This is a genomic window from Streptomyces sp. AC512_CC834 (genome assembly GCF_019049325.1).
Lineage (GTDB): Bacteria > Actinomycetota > Actinomycetes > Streptomycetales > Streptomycetaceae > Streptomyces.
The window spans coordinates 1-15817 of sequence record NZ_JAGMUO010000031.1 but is presented as its reverse complement, the minus strand read 5'-3'; the positions used below and the strand labels follow the sequence as shown (position 1 = coordinate 15817).

Sequence of the window (15817 nt, the reverse complement as noted above, 5' to 3'; positions counted from 1 at the left end):
ACCAAGCGGATCCGCAACGCCGCCAGAACGAACCTCGCGCAGCCGGGCAACAACTGAGCTGCAAATCCAACCCATCCACAACTCTTGACTATTGCTCCTGCTCACCGCCTGGGACGACGAAAAGGATCCCCGGACCGTGATGGTCGCGGACTACGAGCAGCGGAGCCAGTTCCGCTGCCCACAAGGGCACCACTGTCGCCAGATCCCGCTCACGTATCTGCGTTACGGTTGCCCGTCCTGCCGCGGCCAGGACACACGCGCGAAACGCCTCGAGGCCATCGAGGTCGACCCAGAACTCTTCGGAATGAACCCCGAGATAGCCGCACAGTGGCACCCGACCAAGAATGGGAACACTCAGCTGTTGTCGGTGTCACCCGGTTCGCGCAAGCTCAGGTGGTGGCGGAATCCGGACTGCGGCCACGAGTGGCAGGAGACACCGACCCGTCGGGAGCAGGGCCAGCGACTGCGCTGTCCGGAATGCCGCACGATCCTCGACTCCCTCGCATACCACTTCCCCGAGCTGGCGGCAGAATGGTCGCCGGCCAATCCGCTGACCGCATGGCAGGTGCGTCCGACGGGCCAGACCTCGTTTACACCGGCCTGGATCTGCTCCGCGAACCTGGATCACGTATGGCAGGCGACCTTGTCCTCACGGGCCAGCGGCAGCGGTTGCCCCGAGTGCCGGGAACACGGCAAGTCCCGGACAGAACTCGACCATTGGGCTGCCGCGGAGCGCGCCTTCGGCCGGGCCCTGTCCGGCCAGTCGGTGCGGCACGAGGCATTCACCCGGCGTACGAACTGGCTCGTCGACATCACGGCCGAGACGGCCGGGAAGCATAAAGTCGCCATCGAGTACGACGGTTCCTACTGGCACGCGGACAAGATCGGCCTCGACATCGAGAAGTCTCGTGACCTGCTGGCAGCCGGATATCTGGTGGCCAGGCTGCGCGAGCATCCACTGCCGCCGCTGCCGATCGACGACCCGAACTACGTGGAGTTCGTCGTGTACTCGGCGATGCCCGCGCCGGACGAGACGATCGAACGGGTGAGGCAGTGGGCGAGCCAGCGGGACGAGGAGCCGACAACTCGAAGCTGACGCCTGTTGCGGCGGGGAGTGATAAAGCCTCCCATACTGGGCATTTCCGCTGTGCGGTGTGGCTATTGAGGGCGAGCGGGTGGCAGGGCCGAGTCATCCAATGGCTCGGCCCGCTGCTTACGCTCAAGCGGCCCGCGCCGCTCATGAAGCAGCCGAACGGTCATGGAATGTCTTTGTTCTCTGTCGCAGGGTGGCGCCCGTCTCTCGGGTACACCGCACCACTCAGAAGTCCCATGGCCACTTGACGATCCGGCGTAACTGGAAGGTCCTCATCGGCATCGACGAGGTCGGCTGGCTCGCGCCTTCCTCGCAGAGCACAAGGTGTTCTTCGAGCGAGCTCGCGGTTCGGCTCAGCCGTCCAGCCCGAGCCCGACGCCGACGAGAGTCACAGTTGCGGCAAACTCTGCTGTGGTGCCAGTGATGGCGCACCGGAAGAAGCAACGAACCTCAGCCCTGGCACACGAAGCAGCCAACGCCGGGAGCAGCCACGCCCTGGTCAGCCTCGCCGGGATCCGGCAGAAAATCAGACCCGCCCCACTCGTCCTGCGATCCGGACTCACTCCCGACGGAGGAACCCGCACGAGCACACCGGACGCCGCGACGTGGCGGATTGTTCCAGTCCACGGGGTCCTCTGCCAGGTGCCCTGGCCGGGATGCCTGTGTGGCGTCGGGAACGCCGTGCGGGCGGAGGCGGTCAGGTGATGTTCCAGTCCCGCTGGGGGAGTGGTTGCTGTACTGGGACGATCTCGGGGAGGGCGGGGCCGTCTTGCGGTACCCGTGTGCCGGGTTGGGGGACGGTGGCGTTGGGCAGCATGACCAGGGCGATGGTCCCGCCCAGCCCGTCGGTAGGGCGGAGCTGGACGCGGATGCCGTGTCGGTCGGCCAGTCTGCTGACGACGAACAGGCCAAGGCGGGTAGACATCGAGGGGTCCATGATCGCCGGTGGGGCGGCCAGCTTCTGGTTGACGATGTCATAGCCCTCGGCGGTGAAACTGATGCCTCGGTCGTGGATCTCGATCAACATGCGGCCGTCCGGCAGACGCGTGGCACTGACGCGGACCTCGGTCTGCGGAGGGGAGAAGACGGTGGCGTTCTCCAGGAGTTCGGCGAGCAGATGGACGAGGTCGGTCACCGCACGCCCGTGGACGACGGCCTCGGGGATGCCGGTCAGCCTGATGCGCTGGTAGTCCTTCACCTCCGAGCAGGCGGCGCGTAGGACTTCGGCCAGGGCAACGGGCTGGTCCCAGCGGCGGCCGGGTTTCTCACCCGCGAGGATCAGCAGAGTCTCGGTGTTGCGGCGGACACGGGTCGCTGCGTGGTCCAGTCGGTGGAGATCTGCCAGACGGCCGGGGTCCTTCTCACTGTTCCCCAGGTCTGTGAGCAGGGCGAGTTGGTCCGCGATCAGCGACTGGGTGCGGCGCGAGAGAGTGGCGAAGAGGGCATTGATGCCGCCCCGTAGCAGGGCTTGCTCGGCCGCGAGCCGGACCGCTTCGCGGTGGACCTGGTCCAGGGCGCGGGCGACGTCGCCGATTTCGTCTCGGGTGTTGATCGGAATCGGTGCGACACGCGTGTCGACGTGGGAGGGGTCATAGTGCGACAGCTGGTCGATCAGCGCCGGCAGACGCTGCTCGGAGATGGCTACTGCTGCGTCCCGCAGCCGCCGCAGAGCCGCGGACCTTGGCACCATCGAAGGCCGGATCCTCGTCACCGTGGTGGTTGCTTCCTCGATGATCCTTTTGGCTGTCGCCTCAGCCTCTTCCCGTTGAGCGGCGGCATCCCGGGCTGCCTCCCTGCGCACCTGCTCGGCTTCTTGCTGGATGCGCTCAAGATCGACGACGCGCTGCTCGGCTGCATTGGCTGCCTTCGCCACGCGCAGCCGCTCCTCAGCAGCCTCCCGCTCGAGCACTTCACGCACCACCTGGTCCTGAGCCGTGGCGAGTTCCTCCTCCAGTTCCGCACAACGGTGCCGCGCAGCATCACGTTCTCGCACCGCTTCCTCCAGCGCGGCCTCCAGGTCCTCGATGTTCCTGCGCAGTTGCTCGCACCGCTCCCGGAGCGTCTGCCTCTGTCGCCGGTGCAGTTCCAGCTCTGCTCCGTGGCGCTGCCGCTCCTGTGTGCAGGCCGTTTCGACCTGCTGGACTTGAGCATCCAGATCACCCAGCTGGCGCTGTTGATCCGACACTTCAACCTGCAGATCGCGAATCAGCAGCTCGGCCTGTTCCTTCTGCAGGATCGCGTCCTCCAGCCGGTCACTTGCCATCTGTTCGCGGTATCTGGCGGGTTGCACGGCCAGAAGGGCCTCACGATGGAGGCGGTACAGGTGCGCCTGCATGTCGGCAGTGACCTCTTGCCCCAGGGCATTGCAGGCGGACTTCATCAAGACGTCAAGGAACTCCTTGTCCGGAACACGCTCGCCCGAGAGATACCGGGAGACGGAGCCGGGCCCGCGGTGATGGGAGACCGAGAAGTCGCGCAGAGACCTCTCGGTTGCCTTCAGGAGCCGTCGCATAGCGAGCGCCAACTCGCGGACCTCCGGAGCGAGATCCCCTGACAGGGCCTTGAAGCCTTTGATGCCTTCGCCGTCATTCCCGAAACCGCTCACTGATCCCTCTTCCGTAGTCCCGCACCGCCCTCTGGCGCAGGCTTCCCTGCCACGAGCGTCGCAGCTGCCGCCGCCAATCGTCCGCTCGTGACCCTCTGCACGCACCTCAGTCGATGAGGCTGTTGAAGAAGGGCACTGCTGCGCCAAGACCCGCGGCGCCAGCCAGTACGGCCTCGGCAGAGCCCATTCCAGCGAACCTGGCCAGCACGCCCGCCCCGATGCCGCAAAGAACAGAGAGGAGAAGGACAAGCGCCGACCGAACCGTCAGCAACGTATGGTTCACAACCGCTCCCTTGGCCGTGGCCTTCGAGTGCCGGTGCCGATGGTGGCCCGGCTGCACGAACAAGCCTGCAACCGCTTCCAGGCGTTGCGGAACGGGAACAGGGCTGTTTCCGCAGATGGAAACGGTGCCTGACGATCGTGGTGGGGCGTCCCCGGCCCGGGAACACCCCACCACACGGCGCCCCATAGCGTCCCGATGCCGCCCTCACGATCGATTACGGCAGCCCCGCGCAGCCCTGAAGTGCGGCGCGAACTCCGGGGGCCGAGGGCGACCGTGGCGAACCGCCAGGCACTGATGCGCGACGGCTCCTCCAAGAAGCAGACGTCGGAAGCGGTGCGCTGCAGAGAAGAGCTCGGTTGGGTCAGCGGTGTGCGGGTGAGGTCAGGTGTGCCGGCCGCATCCGGTCCAGCTCGTCGTAGATTCGGGCGCGTAGCTGGGCCCGCGGCTCCGTGAGCTGCAGGCGTCCGTAGCGCGTCTCGTACCGGGCCAGGTGGGCGCGGATGTGCCGGTAGAGGTCGGGGTGGCGGCGGACGAGCTCGTCGTAGGCCTGGTCCCCGGCCTGCTTCAGCAGCTCGTAGCTGGGGTCCCGGTGCTCGGCCAGGGTCATCCCGTCGTTGAGTGCGGTGATCAGCCGGATGGATTCGGAGCGGCGTTGCAGCAGTGCGGCGAACAGGCGTCGTCGGTCGTGGAGTTGTCCGAGCTGTGTGGCGTGCCGAGGCTGGCCCGTGAGTGTGAGGTCGTGCAGGTGTTTGGGGTGGGGGTTGTGCGCGCTCGGGGCCATCTCGATCAGGACCTCGGTGAGCTGGTCGCGCCACCGGTTGAGTACCAGCGGATGGCACAGCGCGTCGTCGCGGGCGTCCTGCCGTGCGGCGTCCGCGACGATGCGCCGCCGGAAGGCCGGCCCGTCAAGCTCGAGCAACTCGCGCACCACGTCGGTGACCGGCGCGGCGAGCCACCCATTGTCGATGCAGCGCGTGATCTTTTCCGGGATGGAACGAATGTGCACGGTGGCCGAAGGAGCGACGCCTGCATCTGCCGCCAGGCGGCGTACCAGCGTCTCCTTCTCCTCCGGAAGGTAGCGGCCCAGCCACGCCCGTGCCAGGCGCCGGGAGTCGTCGGTCGCCGCGGGGAAAGGGAGGACCCCCGCGGCAGTGAGCTCCGCGATGCGCTGCCCCTTGAGGCGCCGCTCCGCATCGCGCAGACGGCCCCGTACTGCGCGCTCCTGTACGGCCAAGTCCTCCACGTCCTCGGAACGGCTGCCGGACAGGACGCGGACTTCGCGCCGGATCTGCCGGTCGTGCACCGCGTAGGTGAGGGCATCGATACTCTGCTCGATGCGATCCGGACCGAAGAGCAGCTCGTCCAGGCCGGTTCGCTGGAGCCCGCATGCGTGCGCGGTGACCACCTTGGCCAGGTCGAGGAAGCTCACGGTCACCAGATCCGCCAGCTCCTGCATAGGGAGCCGCCACGGCTGCAGGTGCGGCGTACGGGTGGCCCTGAGGCCCACGCCGGAGAGCACTGGACCGGTCCGGTGCTGGACGGGGCGTTCGTGGGGCTCGGCGAGGTCGAGGGCGAAGCGCATCTTCACGTAGCGGATCGTGCGGCCGCGGTGCAGCGCGGCGGTGGGACGGTCCCACAGGGTTCGGCACGGGGCGTTTCTGGCAGCCCCGCAGGTCGGGCATACGATCGTCATGACCTCGCACGACCGCACATTCCACAGGGCCCGCTGCCCCGGGGCGGTGCTGAGTGCATCGTCGGCCCGCGCGCAGTCATCAAAGCTGGAGCACATGGGCCGGAGGCTGCCAGGCGCGTCTCGTTCCCTGGCCGGGCCACACCGCGCCGGCGCTGTGAGTGACCCGGATGGCAAGACCTGTGTTCCAGTCGCGCACTCGCGTTCGCATTTTGTCGCTCTATCGAGTGAACTCCGTAGTCGAGGCTATCGGAGGGGCGTCGACGGCCTGGCACTTCTGCTGTGCGGGGAGTCGCGGGACGCAGACGTCAGGGGCAGGGGAGGGTTCTCGCGTAGAGCCGGACCAGTAGGGGTATCTGATAGAGCCCGCCTCCGGCGGGTGTCAGCAGTCCGCTGTCGACGAGGGCCTCCGTCAGGCGCTCGGCATCACCCATGCCGCAGTCGAGGGTACGTGCCGCCTGCTGCAGGGACACGAGCGCGTCAGCTGTGCTCAACATACGTAAAGCGGCGGCTTGTTCGGCATTGAGTTGACAGTAGCTGCTTTCGATGACCGGCTTTACGGACATGTTCCCTGCCTGCAGCTCGTCCAGCCGCCTTTCCTCGTCTGCGAGTCTGTCCGCGAGATCTGAGACCGTCCAGGTCCGGTGTGCCAAGAGACGGCAGGCAGCGGCACGTACAGCGAGCGGTAGGAAACCGCATGCTGCCGTCACGTAGCGGGCTGGTCCCTGGTCGTCAGTGGGAGGGCGGCCAGCGATCCGGGTGAAGAGGTGGAGTGCCTCGGCGGGGGACATCTCGTCAAGCTCGACCAGGTGGGCGCCGGGCAGGTCGATCATTCGCGTTCGGGAGGTGACCAGTACGGCGCATCCCTGTGCGGCGGGTAGCAGCCACCGGACTTGTCCTGCGTCCTTTGCGTGGTCCAGGACCACGAGGACGCGGCGGCCGTGAAGCGCCGAGCGGTACAGCGCGGAGCGCTCCTCGAGCCCTGCTGGAACGATCGTCTCTGCCACCCCCAGTGCGCGCAGTGCCGCAGCGAGCGCTGCTTCCGGCGTCGTCCGTTGCAGATCTACAAAGAGGTGGCCGTCCGGGAAGAACTGCGCAACTGCATGTCCGGCCTGCACGGCCAGGGCGGTCTTGCCCACACCCACCGGGCCGCAAACAGCTGCGACTTGCAGGCCGTCGCCAGCGGCGCTCAGCACCCCCGTCAGTTCAGCGAGCACGCCTGAGCGTCCTACGAAGTCGGGGAGGGCGGGCGGCAGCTGGGCGGGGCGCACGAACGCAGCAGCCTGCCTGCCGCCAGAGGATGCAGCCGTCCCGAATGCGAGTTCCGGGTCGGCCTGGAGGATCCGCTGCTGAAGACGGGCCAGTCCCTCCCGCGGACTTACCCCCAGCTCGTCAGCGAGCAGCCTGTGCACATCCGCGTACACGGCGAGGGCCTCGGCCTGCCTTCCTGCGCGGTACAGGGCGAGCATCAGCAGCTCGCGCAGACGCTCCCGCAGTGGATACTCGGACACCAGCGACGTCAGCTCGGGCACGACGTCCGCGTGCAGACCGCATTCGAGGTCCATGTCCACGCGGCTTTCGAGCAGTTGCAGCCGCCACTCCTCAAGACGAACACGCTGGGTCTCGGCGAAGGGCCCTGGAACTCCGGCAAGTGGTTCGCCCTCCCACAGCCCCAGAGCGTGCCGCAGAAATGTCCGGGCACGCTGCAGGTCCCCCTGTACGCGCAGTTGCTCGGCCTGCCGTGCCAGGTGAGCTGCCACGGCTACGTCACACCCCTGGTCAGAGAGGCGTACGGCGTAGCCGCCGGACTCGCTCACGAGCGTTCCCGGATCCATCACCTTACGCAGCCGCGAGGCGTATGTCCGTACAGCGGCCAGGGCCTGGGACGGCGGGTCCTCACCCCACAACGCGTCAACGATCTCCGCTGCTGTCGCGGTCCGTCCTTCCCGCAGCACCAAAACCGCCAGCAGGGCTCGCTGCTGGGGCGAGCCGGTGGGCAGCAGCCCGCCGTCCCGCCACAGCCGCACCGGTCCCAGCGCCGCGGCGTACAGGCCAGATGCGGGAACCGACGGCCGCACAGGCACGGCCGGAGCCGCAGGCCTGTGCAGTGGAAGGGGAGACAGCACTTTGGCGTGCTGCTCACCCCGGACGCGCTCCCATGCCGCGACCCACGCCGCATGCTCTGACGAGGCGATCAGGCAGGCGGTGAGGAAACCGGTCAGCTGGTGCGCGTCACGCGGCACCGTCCGGCCGAGCACGATGCGATGGGCGGTGCTGTGAGGGAGCCGCCCCGGACCCGCACGCCTCTCCATCACACGCACCGAGGGCCGCCCGGCCAACTCGTACAACTCCCGCAGTGCCGCGCGGAGCATCTCGACGCCGTCGATGTCCTGCGGGCTCGCCGGGGCAGGGCCCGCACTGCGAAGCCTGCCCCGGCGAGCCTGCCGCCACAGATCCATCGCTGTGTCCACCGGCGCACCGCAGGCGATGGCGTAGGCGCGAACGCTGCTCTCACTGGGCACGGACTGGCCCGATGCCGCCCGCTGCAGTGTGGTGGCGTGAAGGCCCACGCGTGCAGCCAACTCGGCGTATGAGCAGCCCGTGTTCGAACGCTGATCGCGCAGCCACCTGGCCAGCCTCACCAGGGCCCGGTTCGACGAGGCGATCGGCCTCTCCTTGCGCCCCACAGCCGTATGGTCGTCAGCCGGCGGCGAGAGCGGTCGCAGCCTGCACCACGGATTGGTGCAGACGCTTACCCGCTCCACGAACGGCAGCCAGTGTGCCGGCCGCCACGAGACCGGCCCCGCCCAGCACAGCCAGAACCGAAGAGAGCTCCAGGCCATAGACGGACAGGACGCAGGCAAGCACGGCGATCACCACGATCACCACGGCATCGGCGAACGGGGACCGGTGCCCGGCCGATGAGCCGTGCAGCACGCACCGCACTGAAGCGAAGGTTCGAGGCATGGTCTTCTCCTGGAATCAAGTGCACCCCGCCCAAGGCCGGGGCGCGTTGCGGGCTCCAATGTCGAACAGCCGGAACGGCGTTTGCCGACGCCGTCCGGGGCCTGCATCCTGCCACCCGCCCCGCCGATCAGGGGATACCCCCAGAATTGATGATGCGTAGACGTCCAAGACCTTCGTGCGGGGCCGTCCAAGCGCTGCTGCCGGAGATCACCCGGCAGGCCAGCACGTTTACCGCCGACGGCAGACCTTCCTGCCTCCGGCACGCCACATAGATGCCGCGCCATCCCAATCGTGTTCAAAGCCCGTTCAAGGACCCCAGGCAGCATTCGACCGGCACGACGGCATGTGCCACTCCTGACAGTTGCGGGCTCCACCCAGCAGATCAGGAACCCAGCGCGATCACGTTGCCGCGTGAGACCGCTCCAGGCCGGCATCCCCTCAAGACGGGGGAGGCCGGCCTTGCCGTGCACCCAGCGCGCTCCAGAAGCAGCGAGAGGAGCGCGGGACGAATCGGTCCGGCTCGTGGCCCAACTCCCCGCAGCACTACGTTCTGGCGGCCTGGCGAGCGCGCCAACGAAACCGGCCGCTCTAGCGGGGTGTTGGGGCCGACGCGGATCGAAGGTCTCGACGCTGGTCATGGAGGGTCCGACACACCGGCAGCCACCAGATGCGGTCCTGCTCGATGACCCTCAATGTGCGGTGAACTTGAGCAGCCCGGCGAACTGTTCGGGCAGATCGTCGGCGTCGATGGCAGGTCCCAGACCGTCGCGGGGGAGCCTGGCGCGGATGGAGAGCCGGCCCGTCTTGTACAGGCGGGAAACTCTTACCCGGACACCCCGCCGGGGCACAGTGCCCGGCGGCAGATAAGTCACTTGCGTGCTGGCCCGGCCTGTTGGCCTGAACGAAGTCCCCCTCCGGTAAACCGTGATGCCGGTCATGTCCTCGTGGAAGTGGAAGGTGTTGGGTGCGTGGGCGCGTACATGCCACAGATTGTTTGGAGAGGACAGACCGAGTGAGACTCTTACGTGCGCCGTTGTGGCGGCACATCGCTGCTGGCGCCACACTGGCACTCCTGGCAGGGGTGGGCACCGCAGTAGCGGCCCCGATGCCGCCCACGCCAGGCACAGGCACTTCCCCGGCGGCGCTGGCGGCCGCGGGGGAGCAGGACCTGGCGGCCATCGCCGCCGGCGGGCAGCGCCCGGCCTCGGGCAACGCCCCCTCGGCCGGCCCCAAGTTCACCAAGTCCGGCTCCGTCTGGCGGGTCATCACCCCAGACGTGGTCCTTCAGAACACCGTGACTGATGCGGACGGCGACACCGCGAACCTCACCTTCCAGGTGTACACCACGAACGCAGACGGGACACCGAAGGCGCAGGTCGACCTCGACGGCACCGGACAGTACGGGGTTCTGGTGTCCTCCTACGTGGCCTCGGGCACCCTGGCGAAAGTTCCGGTCCCGTACGGCAAGCTGAAGCCCGGGGTCCTCTACACGTTCCGCACCTCCGCCTTCGACGGCAGCCTGTACGAGACGGACTGGTCTCCCTGGGCCGACTTCCGCATCGAGCCCTACGTGAAGTTCCCCGCTGCCCAGGCATCGTCGGCCATTGACCCGACCACGCAGGAGGTAGCCGAGGTCACGCGCACCGCCCCGGGACCGGCTCTGCCGACGCTCGACGCGAACGGCGCCGTGAAACGCGAGGCCACACAGAAGCGCACCTGCGGCGCGGCGGACGCCAAGGGCCGGAAGATCTGCATGGAGCTGTCCCCGCCCACCGCGGAGTCCCAGGCGCGCGCGAAGCTGCGTGCCGAGGCGCAGCGCAAGTCCGAGGAGGCCAAAGCCCGCAAGGCCGGAAAGACGCCCGGCGAAACAGCCGCAGCAGCCGCGGCGGCGCCCGCGGTGGAACTGGTCGACTGGTGCTACGACAAGCCGGTGGGCAAGGACTACATGACCCGCGGAGAGGCCTGTCTGAAGAACGTCGGATCAGCGAATCTGGTCTTCCTCGACCCGGACGAGGCCACGATCGGTTTCGCCAAGTTCGACTTCGAACAGCGGATCAAGGCCTATCCCAACAAGGGGTCGTCCGGATCAGACTTCGCGGAGTTCGACCAGCAGATCGTCATCGTGCCCGTCTCCATCGACCCGGTGCTGGAAGGCGTCACGATGAAGTGGAACACCGGGGTGACCTGCACCTCGTGCGTGACGTCCAAAACCCGGTGGGCCGACAACCAGAACAACTCCGCAGGCGAGAACGCCTACTGGGACGCAAACGACTGGAGCCAGTACAGCGGCCGGTGGGGGACCGTCCAGACCACCTGGTCCGGCACGGGCAAGGAGATCATCGACCTGGGATGGTCCGTAAGAGCGACCGTGGATGCCAGTCTCACCGCCTCCGCGACGGCAGACTTCGGCAGCTCCGGAATCGAAGAAGTCCGAGAGCTTGCGCCGCGCTGCGACGACATCGTCAAGGGCTCTGCGCCGGGCTGTGTGCTGCCGTACTTCAAGCTGAACTGGACGGTGGACACCAACCTGTATCCGGCCGCCGGTGGCTACTACTGGTACATGCAGCAAGTGATGCCTGATCACGCCGGCTCCAAGCGGTGGGACTCACTGATGCACTACTTGGGCCCCGACACCCCCGTGAAGAACAGCGCCGGCGGCACGTGGACATCGGACAACAGCCGTACTCGCGTATGCGACAACACCTGGAGTGCGCACGCGTCCGACGCGTCGGTGGGGTCGGTCGACTGCGATGAGTTCGCCATGGCCTCCACCCATGAGTCCGGCGGCTATCCCAAGAGCGTGAACCTGGTGACGTCCGGCAGCAAGTGTGCACAGTTGTTCACCGACAAGATGGGCGACGGCTCTGCGAACTACGGGCTCCTGGCGGACACCCGTGCGGCGACCAAGGGGCCGAATGGTTCGGAACGGTGCGGACGTGCCGCTATCCCCAGCGTGCAGAATCAGCGGGCGTTCAGCGGCTTTCCGGCCCCGTCGTGGCGGATGCTCGACGGTGACGGCTTCTTCGTGACCCTGCCGGGCTTCGAGCACTGCACCTCGACTGCGTCTACCTGCACCTGGCGCAAGGTCGGCTGAGGCAGCCCGAGCTGCTGGCACCCGAGCTGCTGCAGACGAAGGAGGGGCGGGGGAGCCCAGTCTGCGACTGGGCTCCCCCGCCCCTCCTCGGTCAGCCGGTCAGGGGCTGCCACCGGTCTTCCTGCGCCGGATCGAGCCTGCTGCCCCACACCAGTACCCCGTCGATCAGGCCCGGTTTGTCCCGTGTGGCAAGGTCCGGGGATTCGAGCATGTCGGCGACGTCTTCCAGGTAGGTGAGGAGCGTCTCGTCCTCATCGTCCTGGCCCTCGTTGTATCGGGACCAGCGGCCCAGAGAGCCTGATGAGGTGTCCAGGTATAGCCCTGAGGTGCGGTCGGTCACGCCGTAGGAGACCACCGGAAGCCATGATGACTTCCAGACGGTGGTCTGGTCGTATTCCGGGCGGCCGGCGTTGAGGGTGTCCTGGTGTGCTTGGGAGTCCATCTGCTGCCGGTAGACGGAAGCCACGGCCTCCAAAGACATCAGAGCCTGGTTCCCGGGCAGGCATCCCGCACCGTTGACCCCGTCATCCCCTGCGGTCAAAACCCAAAGGGCCCGCACGTCAGCAGGTACCTCAAGGCCTAGCTCCTGTTCCAGAACAGCGATGGCGGCAGCGTCGGCGCCAGCACGGAGCGCCGCTTTGGAGGCCGGAGCGTGGTACTCGAGCCAGCGGGTGATGCGGCGCCAGGCTTCGGTAACCAGCCGTGCGCTGATCACCTCGACGGCAGAGTTGGGCTGACCCGCACTCTCCGGTCGTCCCTCAGTATCCGGAGCGTGTTCAGCGGGAGCGACGGCATTCACGTACCGGATCTCGACTCGGTCGAGCTCGCGAATGTAGCCGACCATCAGGTCGGGGCAGTCCTCGAACGTGGCTCCGCTGATGGCCACGGAGAGAACCCCAGGCACTCCTGACGGCTGGCCGAGGTCTGGCTCGTCGGCCAACCGGCCGGCCAGGACCTTCAACGCGTACGGAACACCGGCCCCTAACCGGGCCGCGGTATCACCTATGTCTGGATGGATCTCCACGTTCACAACTGCTCCTTGGCGGCGAGAGGAAGGTGCTCTCACACACTAGGACGGCTCGTCTTCACAGCGGTGTGGGTCCTGCCCTGCGCGTGTGGGACGTCGGGGTGGGTCACTGCCCGTCCCGGCGGAGGCATCGCCGGTGTCGGTCCGGCGTCCCTTGCCTGTAGGCAGGCCGCCCCAGTGGGCCTCTTCGACGACACGGACCCCGCGGCCGATCGCCCACGGGTGGGTCGCCAGCAACGTCTCGCCGCTGGAGTCGGCCGTGGTGGAATACAGCACGATCCGCGACTTCGCGGCCCGGAACTCCACCAGTTGCCGCAACACTGCCCCGCGCGCGGCGCAGAACCCCTGCCGGGGGCGCCGCCGGGCTGCGCCTGACCTACGCGCTGTCCATGCCAGCCGAGTTGGGTGGCAGGCAGTAGAGGGCGATGTCGAGGTCTCGGGGTGTCCAGGCGTCGGCCGGGGTGGGGGCGTGGGTGAGGAGGTGGTCGAGGGCGGCGATGTAGCGGCTGTACCGGCCAGATGCGTGGGTGAGGGGTATGCCGAGTGAGCGCAGTGCGGTGTGGGCGCGGCTGTCGTAGACGGCCATGCGGCCGGGTGCGGCTGCGGTCAGGACGGTGGAGGCCAGTGCGTCGCCGCGGGTGAAGCCAGGAAGGCCGGTCAGCGCGGCCCGTCCCGCCCGGGCCGCTTCGCTGCGGCTGACGGAGGCGTCGAGCACGGCAGTCATGGCGGCCGCCGTCGCCCGCCGCACGTCGGCGTCTGCGGTGGTCATCAGCGCGGAAGCCCAGCGGGTGTCGGCGCGCAAGCGTTTCCATAGCAGCAGCGCTCCGATGTCGGCCTTGCCGAGGCTGCCTTCGCTCTGGGCCCGCTGGGCGACGTGGTCGAGGACTTCGTCGTAGTGGACGCCGGCCGACCGTGTGTACACCTCACGTGCGGCGATCAGCTGCTGCCAGCCGTTACTGCCGATCGTGCCCGTCTGGTCGGTCACGTTCTGCCGTTCCCTTCGACCTGCAGTCGTCCGGTGTGCGGAGGCGGGCGGCTGCCGGGCGTCTGCCCGACAGCCTTCTGTCTGCTCAGTGCGGGCCGGTTGGGTCAGCCGTGGTAGGTGATGTAGCCGTTGCCGTCGCGGTCGTTGGCCTTCTTGGTGTAGGCGTGGACGTCGGCGCGAGAGCCGGAAGGCTTGTAGAAGTAGATGGTGTCCTTGTCGTTGTTCCAGATGAAGTTGCAGTTCTGGCGGTAGACGACGTTCCCCGCGTCGGAGTCGGTGCCGCGGCCGCCGCGGAGGCTGATGTAGTCGCCGGGCTGCAGGGTGTGGCTGTTCTTGAAGGTGAAGGTGTTCCCGGCGGCGTCCTTGACCTTGTAGCCCTTCAGGTTCACGGTCGCCGTCTTCGAGTAGTTCTTGATCGTCAGGTACTCGTTCTTGGTGTTGCCGCCCGAGCACTTGTTGGAGTCGCGGCCCGGCGCGTCGTACTGCACGCCCTTGATCTTCAACGCGGAGGAGTACTCGGCGGCCTGCGCCGGAACGGCGACGGCCAGGCCGAGTGTGGCGGCGGACGCCGTGGCGGCGGCAGTGGTCAGGGCGTAGCGGAAACGCATGAGGATTCCCCCCTCAGTGGTGCGAATGGAGCGCCCGGAGCCTACCGGAAGTGATCACACCATGGCGGCAGAGTGAAGAACTTGTGACCATGAGAGCTCCGCCGCAGCAGCCCGGTACCCCGGCCGCTCACACAGCTCCCTGGGCGGCCCCCGGTCGGCGTGCGGGCAGCAGGTAAAGAGAGCTCGGTCGGGTGAATCCGGGATCGTGGCCGAACCGTCGTACCGGCGCAGTACGTGGTGCGGGGCATGGAAGCGATCAACGAAGTTCATGTGTCGGAGCCGGGACTGGTCGTGGTCGATGTCGCCGCGGCCGACGACGAGACCGCGTTCGCGTTCCACACGGCACTGGCCGCCCGCTGGGCGACTACGTCGGTGGAACGCACGACACGGGATCCGGGCCAGCCGGGGGTGAGGCTGCGCTGCTACCTCGACCTGCGCCAGACCCTGGACGGGCCCGGTCAGAGGCCGGCGCCCCGCTGAGAGGCCGTCTGAAGTCGTGGTGTTCGCCGAGCCTGGTGCTGGGCAGGTCGTGCCGGAGGTCGTAGGGAGCGGGATGCCCGGGCGGTGCCGTCGGGGTGTTGTGGAGTGGTACGGCGTGAGGCCCCTGCTCAACTGGCTGGCCGACGATTCCGAGGCCCCATGCGGGGGCGGGTGACCTCGGTTTCGTCGCCAGCTCGTGTGCGTGCGGGCCTGCCGCGTATGCGGTTGGTTAGCAGCGTGCTCAGTCGGTGAGGGGCTCGGGTGCAGGCTGCAGGTGGTGTACGGCCAGTGCCACCGCTTCGCGCGGGGCGGCGAACACGCCGAGGTCCGGGGTGAGTATGCCTGTACCCACCCCGTACGTGCCGTCGCTGTTGGCTGTCAGGCATGGTCCTGTCGGGGTCAGCTCCGGGCGCGCGGTGGTGGAGAAGCGCAGCGCCCAGTGGCTGGTGAACGGGTAGAGACTGCGTAGTACCGGCTCGGCGTACGCGGTTTCGATCAGGCTCCGGTAGGCGGGTGCCCAGGAGTGGGACAGCTCGCTCGCCTCCGTACGAATGGGTTGCCACTCGCTCTCCGTCTCACGCGCGTAGTCAGCGGCGGAATGTATCGGCATGACCCATGAGTCTGCCGCAGTCAGTGCCGTTGTAGATGCGCAGTCACACAAACTTCGATGGCAAAGATCGAACTACGCTGTCATGAGCAGCGGGTGTCCTATGACAACGGACTTCGGGCCCGTGCCACAGAAGTTTGACTACTCGCTTGCGGCCAGCCGTCTGTGGTCCGGGCTGCCGGCACGTTGGCCGAGCCACAGGGCTTCGGGCCCGGGTGGCCGGGCAGCCTGCGTCAGCTGGGGGTGCTGGCGAACAGGGGATCGAGTGGATCGCCCTCGTTGTCGGCGTCGCTTGAACCGTGACCCTCTGACGGCGGATCAAAACTGACTCACTTCGTGGCATCCATACGAACCTGATCTTGAGTGGAGATCGGGAGG

At 67.6% G+C, this 15817-nt stretch carries 11 protein-coding genes and 2 pseudogenes; 3 read left to right on the top strand and 10 right to left on the bottom strand.

Going from position 1 to position 15817, the window contains the following annotated elements; translation table 11 throughout:
* The first annotated feature begins 91 nt into the window (after nt 1-91).
* Nucleotides 92-1096 carry a zinc-ribbon domain-containing protein gene (locus KUM40_RS12610; protein WP_217165912.1) on the top strand — a complete coding sequence of 335 codons (1005 nt, stop codon included), beginning with the start codon at nt 92-94 and terminating at the stop codon, nt 1094-1096.
* A 694-nt stretch (nt 1097-1790) separates the two neighbouring features.
* Here KUM40_RS12610 and KUM40_RS42660 read toward each other — a convergent pair.
* The 6 genes and pseudogenes from KUM40_RS42660 to KUM40_RS12585 all read right to left on the bottom strand — a co-directional run bounded on the left by KUM40_RS42660 (nt 1791) and on the right by KUM40_RS12585 (nt 9576).
* Entirely contained in the window at nt 1791-3698 is a 1908-nt protein-coding gene (locus tag KUM40_RS42660; protein WP_374227375.1) for an ATP-binding protein, read from the bottom strand.
* Nucleotides 3699-4342: 644 nt separating this feature from the next.
* Nucleotides 4343-5674, bottom strand: a complete 1332-nt coding sequence (locus tag KUM40_RS12600; RefSeq protein ID WP_217165911.1) for a hypothetical protein — start codon at nt 5672-5674, stop codon at nt 4343-4345.
* A gap of 323 nt (nt 5675-5997) precedes the next feature.
* A pseudogene (locus KUM40_RS12595) lies at nt 5998-7755 on the bottom strand (BTAD domain-containing putative transcriptional regulator); the annotation flags it as partial.
* A gap of 393 nt (nt 7756-8148) precedes the next feature.
* A pseudogene (locus KUM40_RS42095) lies at nt 8149-8313 on the bottom strand (helix-turn-helix domain-containing protein); the annotation flags it as partial.
* Between the two features lie 58 nt (nt 8314-8371).
* On the bottom strand, nt 8372-8638 hold the full coding sequence (locus KUM40_RS12590) for a hypothetical protein (protein ID WP_254395016.1): 267 nt from the start codon (nt 8636-8638) through the stop codon (nt 8372-8374).
* A 689-nt stretch (nt 8639-9327) separates the two neighbouring features.
* Entirely contained in the window at nt 9328-9576 is a 249-nt protein-coding gene (locus KUM40_RS12585) for a hypothetical protein (RefSeq protein WP_217165910.1), read from the bottom strand.
* Nucleotides 9577-9602: 26 nt separating this feature from the next.
* Between KUM40_RS12585 and KUM40_RS12580 the strand changes: the two genes are divergently transcribed.
* The gene (locus tag KUM40_RS12580) at nt 9603-11732 is read left to right on the top strand and encodes a hypothetical protein (protein ID WP_217165909.1); all 2130 of its coding nucleotides are present in this window, start codon (nt 9603-9605) and stop codon (nt 11730-11732) included.
* A gap of 91 nt (nt 11733-11823) precedes the next feature.
* On the opposite strand, the gene KUM40_RS12575 is transcribed toward KUM40_RS12580, so the two are convergent.
* The 3 genes from KUM40_RS12575 to KUM40_RS12565 form a co-directional block, all read right to left on the bottom strand.
* Nucleotides 11824-12762, bottom strand: a complete 939-nt coding sequence (locus tag KUM40_RS12575) for an SMI1/KNR4 family protein (protein ID WP_217165908.1) — start codon at nt 12760-12762, stop codon at nt 11824-11826.
* 373 nt (nt 12763-13135) lie between these two features.
* Entirely contained in the window at nt 13136-13744 is a 609-nt protein-coding gene (locus tag KUM40_RS12570; RefSeq protein ID WP_308401127.1) for a hypothetical protein, read from the bottom strand.
* Between the two features lie 104 nt (nt 13745-13848).
* A complete protein-coding gene (locus KUM40_RS12565; protein WP_217165907.1) occupies nt 13849-14352 on the bottom strand; it encodes a lamin tail domain-containing protein in 504 nt (167 codons plus the stop codon).
* Nucleotides 14353-14598: 246 nt separating this feature from the next.
* Between KUM40_RS12565 and KUM40_RS12560 the strand changes: the two genes are divergently transcribed.
* Nucleotides 14599-14832, top strand: coding sequence for a DUF6207 family protein (locus KUM40_RS12560; RefSeq protein ID WP_254395015.1), 234 nt, complete (start codon nt 14599-14601; stop codon nt 14830-14832).
* Between the two features lie 241 nt (nt 14833-15073).
* Here the strand turns inward: KUM40_RS12560 and KUM40_RS12555 are convergent, their stop codons facing one another.
* Nucleotides 15074-15442 carry a DUF6193 family natural product biosynthesis protein gene (locus KUM40_RS12555; RefSeq protein WP_217165905.1) on the bottom strand — a complete coding sequence of 123 codons (369 nt, stop codon included), beginning with the start codon at nt 15440-15442 and terminating at the stop codon, nt 15074-15076.
* Nucleotides 15443-15817: the final 375 nt, after the last annotated feature.